Annotated in this window: 6 protein-coding genes and 1 pseudogene; 3 read left to right on the top strand and 4 right to left on the bottom strand. The window is 68.1% G+C overall.

Annotated elements, in window-relative coordinates:
- The first annotated feature begins 93 nt into the window (after positions 1 to 93).
- Together Q0066_RS04545 and Q0066_RS04550 are read left to right on the top strand one after the other, a co-directional pair.
- Positions 94 to 1,395 carry a M23 family metallopeptidase gene (locus Q0066_RS04545; RefSeq protein ID WP_298130486.1) on the top strand — a complete coding sequence of 434 codons (1,302 nt, stop codon included), beginning with the start codon at positions 94 to 96 and terminating at the stop codon, positions 1,393 to 1,395.
- 27 nt (positions 1,396 to 1,422) lie between these two features.
- Entirely contained in the window at positions 1,423 to 3,087 is a 1,665-nt protein-coding gene (locus Q0066_RS04550; protein WP_298130488.1) for a serine hydrolase, read from the top strand.
- A gap of 132 nt (positions 3,088 to 3,219) precedes the next feature.
- On the opposite strand, the gene Q0066_RS04555 is transcribed toward Q0066_RS04550, so the two are convergent.
- The 3 genes from Q0066_RS04555 to Q0066_RS04565 form a co-directional block, all read right to left on the bottom strand.
- On the bottom strand, positions 3,220 to 4,287 hold the full coding sequence (locus Q0066_RS04555; RefSeq protein ID WP_298130491.1) for a hypothetical protein: 1,068 nt from the start codon (positions 4,285 to 4,287) through the stop codon (positions 3,220 to 3,222).
- Positions 4,288 to 4,449: 162 nt separating this feature from the next.
- Positions 4,450 to 5,724, bottom strand: coding sequence for an ATP-binding protein (locus Q0066_RS04560; RefSeq protein ID WP_298130493.1), 1,275 nt, complete (start codon positions 5,722 to 5,724; stop codon positions 4,450 to 4,452).
- A complete protein-coding gene (locus Q0066_RS04565) occupies positions 5,721 to 6,356 on the bottom strand; it encodes a response regulator transcription factor (RefSeq protein ID WP_298130495.1) in 636 nt (211 codons plus the stop codon). The genes Q0066_RS04560 and Q0066_RS04565 overlap by 4 nt, the downstream gene beginning before the upstream one ends.
- A 91-nt stretch (positions 6,357 to 6,447) precedes the next feature.
- Between Q0066_RS04565 and Q0066_RS04570 the strand changes: the two genes are divergently transcribed.
- Complete coding sequence (locus Q0066_RS04570; protein WP_298130497.1) at positions 6,448 to 7,125, top strand: Crp/Fnr family transcriptional regulator; 678 nt, start codon at positions 6,448 to 6,450, stop codon at positions 7,123 to 7,125.
- A gap of 186 nt (positions 7,126 to 7,311) precedes the next feature.
- On the opposite strand, the pseudogene Q0066_RS04575 reads toward Q0066_RS04570, so the two are convergent.
- Positions 7,312 to 7,677: pseudogene (locus Q0066_RS04575) on the bottom strand (hypothetical protein); the annotation flags it as partial.

Consider the following 7,677-nt stretch of genomic DNA (forward strand, 5'->3'; position numbering starts at 1 on the left):
GTTGCCATGAGCATCTTCCTTCAGCGCCCCGGAGAGGGTGAGCTGTCGGCTCGGTGACAGACAACCTCCGGCGGAGGGGTCCAGGCTCACCGCGTGAGCATCGATCGGGACGCGCTTGACCTGTCCACCAAGGTCGTGAGCAACTCGGGGGTCGGGTTCTGCGGGGGGCGCGTGCGGCTGGTGGCAGCGATGGTGATCGCCGCAGTAGTCAGCGGCTGTTCCGCGGCGGGCCCGGCGGCCTCACCGTCAACCGGTGCCGCACCGACCGCCGGGGTGAGTTCTGCGGTACCGGCGAGCCCGGTGACGGAGCAGTTCACCCCGGTGGTCATGCGGGTGATGTCCCAGCCCCGATGGTTCACCGGCACCGACGCGAAGGTGCATCTGGTCTATGAACTGGAGTTGACCAATGGGTTCCCGGTTCCGGTGACCGTCACCGGTGTCACGGTCCGCGACGCGGCGGGCGGCAGCCTGCAGAATTTGACCGGTGAGGTGCTCGCCGGCGCCATGTCGCCGTTGGCCGGCCAGTCCAAGAGGCCGACTGTTGTCGAGGCGTCCGCGGTTCGGGCGGTCTGGATGGACATCACGATGGCCGGCGGGTCGCAACTGCCGTCCGCCATCGAGCACACCCTGACGGTCTCAGTGCCGCCCGGCCTGCCGGTGCCGTCCGTGATCAGCAGCACCGGCGGCGCAACCGAGATCGATCGGCGTCCGCCCACGGTGATCGGGCCGCCCTTGGACGGCACCGGGTGGATCGCGCTGCCCAGCTGCTGCGACGGTCCCCATCGCCGTTCACTGCAACCCATCAACAACAACCTCTGGCTCGCCCAGCGGTTCGCGATCGACTTCAACAAGATCGACGCCAAAGGCCTGCTGGCGAGCGGTGACAGCAGCAGGAACGCCGCCTGGTTCACCTACGACCAGCCGGTGCTCGCGGTGGCCGATGCCCGGGTGGTCGCGGCTGTCGACGGCTATCCCGACCAGGTTCCTGACGCACCCAAGCCGGTGGGTATCGAGGAAGCCGACGGCAACCACGTGATTCTTGAGTTGAGTGCGGGTGTGTACGCGTTCTACGCCCACCTGAAGCCGGGATCGGTCTCCGTCGAGGCCGGGGACCAGGTGGTCAAGGGTCAACCACTCGGCCGAACCGGCAACTCCGGCAGCTCGACCGGAACCCACCTGCACTTCCAGCTGATGGACCGGCCGTCGGCACTGGTGGCGGACGGCCTGCCGTTCGTGATCGACGCGTTCACCCTCACCGGACGCAGCCCCACCCTCGAGCAACTGATGAAGCTCAACCCGTCCACCGATCCGGTCCCCGTCGATCCGGCAGGCGCGGGGGAACGGACCAACCAGCTACCGATGAGCCGGGACGTGGTGTCGTTCACCCGGAAATGACGTCCCTCGGACCTCCAGGAGGATGCGATGACCGACTTACCCGACGAGCGTCCGGCCGTACCTGGCCCATGGCTGGTCAACCGGCGGCTCGCGCTCGCCAGTGGGGGCGCGGTGGCCATCGGGGCCGCCCTGGCCGGCTGCACCGGCGGTGCGGCGTCCACTCCGACGCCGTCGGCAGTCGACACGACCCAGCCGTTGGCGCCGCCCCTGCAGCCAGGAACGGCGATCCCCGCCGGGCAGGTCGAGGCCGCGGCGGCGAGGTTGGACGCCCTGATCGCCGACCTGCTGGCGAAATCGACCGTGCCCGGCTTGGCCACTGCCGTCGTCCACCGGGGCAAAGTCCTATACGCCAAGGGATTCGGAGTCCGCAGGGTCGGAACGCCGGGTGACGTCGGGCCGGACACCGTGTTCCAACTGGCGTCGGTGTCGAAGTCGGTCGGCGCAACGGTCGTCGCGAGCCAGGTGGCCGGGGGCGTCGTCGACTGGACGACGCCGGTGCGACGGCATCTTCCCGGATTCGCGCTCAAGGACGCCTACGTCAGTTCGCAGCTGACCATCGCCGATCTGTATGCGCATCGCTCCGGCCTGCCCGGCCATGCCGGTGACCTGCTCGAAGACCTCGGCTATGACCAGGCGCAGATCCTGCGCCGGCTGCGCTACCTGGCCTTGCAGCCGTTCCGGATCAGCTACAACTACACGAACTTCGGCATGACGGCCGCGGCCCAGGCGGTCGCCAACGCAGCAGGCCTCGACTGGGCAAGCCTGTCAGAACGTGCGCTGTACGGGCCGCTCGGAATGACCCACACCAGCTCGCGCTTCGCCGACTACCAAGGTCACCCCGAGCGCGCGTACACCCACGTCAAGATCGATGGGGCCTGGACGCCGAAGTACGTCCGAAGGCCCGATGCACAGAGTCCGGCCGGTGGTGTCAGCTCATCGGTTAACGACCTTGCGAAGTGGATGATCATGGTGCTGGGGGACGGGACCGGCCCCGATGGACGGAAGATCGTCGACCCGAAGGCACTGACGCCTGCCGTCACTCCGCAGATCGTCTCGTCCCCGGCGTCCACGGCCGCTGCCCGGGCCGGCTGCTACGGCTACGGCTTCGACGTGACCGTGCAGTCCTCCGGTCGCACCCAGGTCTCCCATTCGGGCGCCTTCTCGGCCGGCGCAGGAACCCACTTCCTGCTCAGCCCGCTGGAAGGATTCGGCATCGTCACGCTGACCAACGGAACCCCGGTGGGGGCGGCCGAAACGCTCAACCAGCAGTTCGCGGATCTGGCCGTCTACGGGCGTCCGGTCTTCGACTGGTGGGCGCTGTATTCGGGCGCGTTCGCCGGCCTGAGTGAACCCTTCGGCGAACTGGCCGGCAAGCAGCCGCCGGCGAATCCGAAGCCGGCGTCCGATCCCACGCTGCTGGCGGGTACCTACGCCAACGACTACGTAGGCACCGCCCTTGTCGAAGCGTCCGGCTCACGGCTGACGAGGCTGCGGCTCGGACCTAAGAGGACGCCGGTCGCGCTGCGGCACTGGGACGGCGACACCTACGTCTACGAGCCTGCCGGCGAAAGCGCCAACCCGGGCAGCGTCTCGAAGCTGACGTTCGCCCGCGGCCGCGGCGGCAGGGCCAGCGCAATGACCATCGAGTACTACCAACAGGACGGCATGGGCACCTTCACCCGCCGGGCATAGACGGCGACGACGCACCCCTTCGGGATCTCGGGGCGAGCCCGGGCGACGGAACCGGTCCGGCGTCGCCACGACACGCCGAAAGGGCTCCCCAGGTCATTGGCCCGGGGAGCCCTTTCTGCGATTCGCTCGTCGTCAGCGGCTGTGCACGAACTCGGTTCCGGACGGGATGCCCGGGTTGCCCTTCGGCAGCTGGTAGGCGTGCATCTCGCCGCCGTTGCCCACCCCGCCGCTGTTCTTCGGCAGGTCGAAGTGGACGTCGGTCAGGTTCCAGGTGTCGTTGCCGAGGGTGATGGTGAAGTCGCCGGTCACCTTCTCCACCGGCGGCGAGTAGGTCAGCCAGCCCACGTTCCCCTTGTCGACGCTGATGTGGTACTCGCTGGAGGCCTTGTCCGAGGTGCTGTAGTCCTGCTGGTACTTGGTCTTGACCTCGGCGGTGACGATGCCCTCGACGCCGACCGACAGCCCCGCCTCGATGTCCCACTCGCTGGTCATCTCGGTGGTGTGGCTCCAGCTCATCGTCTCGTCGACCGGCATGCCCTCCGCGTCCAGCAGCGTGCCGACCAGACGCTCGTCGCCGAGGCCCGCGACCGCGCTCTTGGCATCGAACGTGCAGCTGGCCAGGCTGCCGGTGTCGCACAGGGAGTTGAACGCCTTGTACTGCGCCTCGCCCTGCTCGCCGGAGAGGTTGTGCACGGTCTGCGCGGTGTTCTCCAGCGTGACGATGTTGCTCTGCGGACCACCGACGGCGAAGGTGTACCGGTTGTCACCGTTGCCGTCGAACCGGCTGCCGGTAAAACCGTGGAGTTGGCCCTCTGAGTTGCCGTCGACGTGGGCGATCGCCAGCAGGTAGGTGGCGGTGCTGCCGACGTGGAAGTTGACCGTGGCGGTGTTGCCCCAGGCGAAGTCATCCTCCATGTCGAACCGGTAGGAGCTGCCGGCCGGCACCACGAAGCCTGCGGTGGGCGGGTTGACGCCGTCCCAGTTGCCGTCGATGGTGACGCCGACGATGGTCAGCGGCTGGTCGGTGGCGTTGTACACCCAATAGGTCTGCGAGGCCATCGTGTGCCCGGCGCCGACCTGGTGGGCGGTGCCGACCTGATGAGTGGTGTGGTGGACCATGGGGGCGGCGCAAGCGGCTGAGGCGCTGAGCGCGATCGTGGCGGCGGCGATGGCGGTGGCGGCGGCGATCTTGGCGAACATCTGGTTCTCCTCTGTTTCGGCTCGGTTCCTTACCGGCTCTGAGCACAACTCTCCCTTCTCGCCGGGCGCTACGCCGTCCGACAAATGATTGATGACTAGGGGGAACGTTGCGTCCCCCGATTGGTGGACAGGAGTGTGCTCCGGCCGGCGGATGCCGGGATCTCAGTGCTCGACCGCGGCTCGGCCAGTGATCGAACTCGCCGGCAGCACGACCTCGACCCGAGTGCCGCCGCGGTCCGGACGGCTGAGCCGCAGACTCCCACCGGCCGCCTCCACCCGCGTCCGCCGCGAATGCAGCCCGATGTGTCCCTGGGCCAGCCTGCGCTCGGCGTCGTCGGGGGCCATCCCGCGTCCGTCATCACAGACCGTCATGAATGCTTCGGTGCCGTCGAAGCGCACGGTGATGGTGACCGTGGACGCCGCCGCGTGCTTGACGACGTTTGCCAGCAGTTCCCGAGCAGTGGCGAACAGCACCGGATCAGCGGTGGTTGGTGCATCCGGCCAGTGCTCGGCGTCGATCTCGACAGTGAAGCGGCCGCGGCGTCCGTGCTCGGTGGCCAGGTCGAGTAGGGCCGGCACCAGTCCCGCATGGGCGAGCACGGCCGGATTCAACTCAGAGACGGTTGATCGCAGCAACCGTGCCGTGGTGGTCAACGCTTCGTCGAGCCGGTCGCGAGCCTTGCCGTCGATCGTCTCGCCGAGGTCATCCAGATCCATCCGGGCCGCCAGCACGAACTGCAGGGCCCCGTCGTGCAGCTGTTCCGACAGCACCCGTCGTTCGCGCTCTTCGATGATCAGTAGTTGGTCGACCAACGCGGTGCGGTCCGCGGCGAGCCGGGCCAGGCCGATCACCCGGGTGAGCTGGATATGGGACGACGCGACCGCGCCCGCGCAGACCAGGGCGAGTACCGCCGTCCGCAGCACGATCGAGGGCCAGGGCTCGTCGCCATTGGCCACTTGGGCGATCGCGCCGGCCGCGAAGTAGAGCGCGGCGGTGGGCAGGCAGATGCCGGCGCAGACCCAGGGCCGCAGCTCGGTGGCTGCCAGCACCGGAATCGCGAAGAAGGCGTAGGTCAGCACCGTCGCCGTCCAGCTCACCGCTTCGAGCCCGGCCACGACGGTGAGTGCGGTGACAGCGGCCAGATCGACCAACAACGGCAGCCAGGCGTACCCGATCACCCGGATGTCGCGGGCGACGAACCCGGTCAGCCCGGCGAGAACGATCGCCCAGCCCAGGTAGCCGACCCCGAGGGTCACAGACAGATCGCGCTCGGTCGCCGAGGGCAGCACCACCACTGCGACCAGCATCAGGGCGGCCAAGGCGAGCCGGACCGCCGCCTGCAGGCCGACGCCCCGCCGAGCCTGCCGCACCAGCAACGGTCGCAGCCCGGGATGCGCGGCGATGGCACGCAGCGAAGCGATCGGCTCAGAGCTCACTCCAGTAGTCCCCGCCGCATCGCCTCGGCGACCGCCGCCGCGCGGTCGGAGACGCCGAGCTTCTCGTACAACCGCTGCGTGTGCGTCTTGACGGTGCTCGGCGCCAGGAAGAGTTCGGCCGCGAGTTGAGGGACCGAACGCCCCGCGGCGAAGCCGCGCAGCACCTCGCGCTCCCGCGCCGACAGCGTCGGCGCAGCGCTACTGGCCCGCAGCCTGATCTGGCCGGCCAATCCTGCAGCCAACTCGGCGGGCACGACAGTCCGGCCGCCGGCTACCCGGAGCACGGCGTCCACGATCTCGCCGCGACGGGCATCCTTCGACAAGTAGCCGGCTGCGCCCAGCTCCAGGGCCCGATATACCACTGCGCTGTCGGTGACCGCGGACAGCATCAACACCCTCGTCGACAGCCGATCGCGGACGACTGCGCGAACCACGTCAATGCCGTCCAGCCCTGGCATCTGCTGATCGAGCAGCGCGACGTCGGGCTGCTGCGAACGGATCAGGTCCAGGGCCTGGACGCCGTCCTCGGCCTCACCGACGACACGGATCCGCCCGCTCGTCGTCAAGCCGCGGCTCACCCCGTCGCGGAAGAACGGATGGTCGTCAGCGACCACGACGGTGATCATCGTCATCTGTGCAGCGTGGGCAAGTCGGCCACGGGTTGTCTGTCGCCGAGGCGACATTTCCCTGGTTCTTTGGATGGCTCGGTGGGACGATGACCCGATGGTGACGGTTGCGGATCTCCGTGCCGCGCCGAGCCTGGTGCATGCCTCCGACGAGGGCCTCGCCAGACTGGCGGCGCAGTCCGCGTTTCGCCGCTTCGATCGCGGAGAGTTCCTGTTCCGGGCCAGCGAGCCGGTCTCCCGGATCTTCCTGATCGGTTCCGGACGGGTCGCCGCCGTCGTCACCTCGCGCGTCGGAACGATGTTGATGTTCCACGTCGCCGGGGAACGCGAGCTGGCCGGAAATGTCAGCGTCTTCGAGCCGGGCCACCTGGCTTCGGCGAAGGCGCTGAGCAGGGTCGAGGCGATCGCGATTCCGGCGAAGGACTATCTCGAGCTGCTGGGGGCGGAGTCAGCGGTGGCTCTCGACCTGGCTCGTGAGTTGGCGGGGATCGTCCGGGTCCTGAATGAGTCGCTGGCCGACCTCGTCTTCCTCGACCTGGAACGCCGGTTGGCGCGCAGTCTGCTCGAAGCGCCCCCCGGAGGTGACCTGGTGCATCTCATTGAGAGCCAAAGTGACCTGGGCGCACGTTTGGGTGCGACCCGGCAGTCGGTCAACCAGGCACTCGGACGTCTCGTCCGCCGTGGCCTGGTCAGGATCGATGGCCCGCGTGTCGTCCGCATCCTCGATCGGGAGGCGATCGGTGCTTTCATCGATGGTCTGGACGAGATGTACTGAAGTACTGAAGTAGGGGCAATGCCGCTGGCATTGGGAACCCCTCAAAGCTGGGTTGCTGGACCCGGAGGTGACCACCGCCGGCGTCGACTGGCACACCTGGCTGGGGAACTTCGCCGCTGAAGGCTTGGGTCGTTGGTCGAGCTTGTCGAGTCCTTTCGAAGCCCCACAGATCTAGCCGCGGAAAGTTCAGCGATGAACGACGATGGCGGAAAGGTCACGCAGTCGCCAGAAGGGCCCGAGCGCGACAGGTAGCGCCGACACCAGGCAGCCGATCACCCCGATCCATAAGGTGGGGACGGTCCCGATCGCGGACCCCACCCACCCGGCGAGAAGCGCCGCGACGGGCATCACGCCCCAGACGAAGAACCGAACGGACGCGTTCATCCGTCCGAGGAGGTCTGCGGGTGTGATGCGTTGCCGGAAAGTCACCTGGGTGATGTTGTAAACGAGAGCATTGAAGTTCGCGATCATTCCCTGTGCCGCCAGGAGCCAGAAGGCCATCTCGGACGGAAGAAGTACCGCCAGCGGGACGAGCACCGTGGCCAGCGCGGA

The sequence above is a fragment of the Micropruina sp. genome (assembly GCF_027492755.1).
Taxonomy (GTDB): domain Bacteria; phylum Actinomycetota; class Actinomycetes; order Propionibacteriales; family Propionibacteriaceae; genus Micropruina.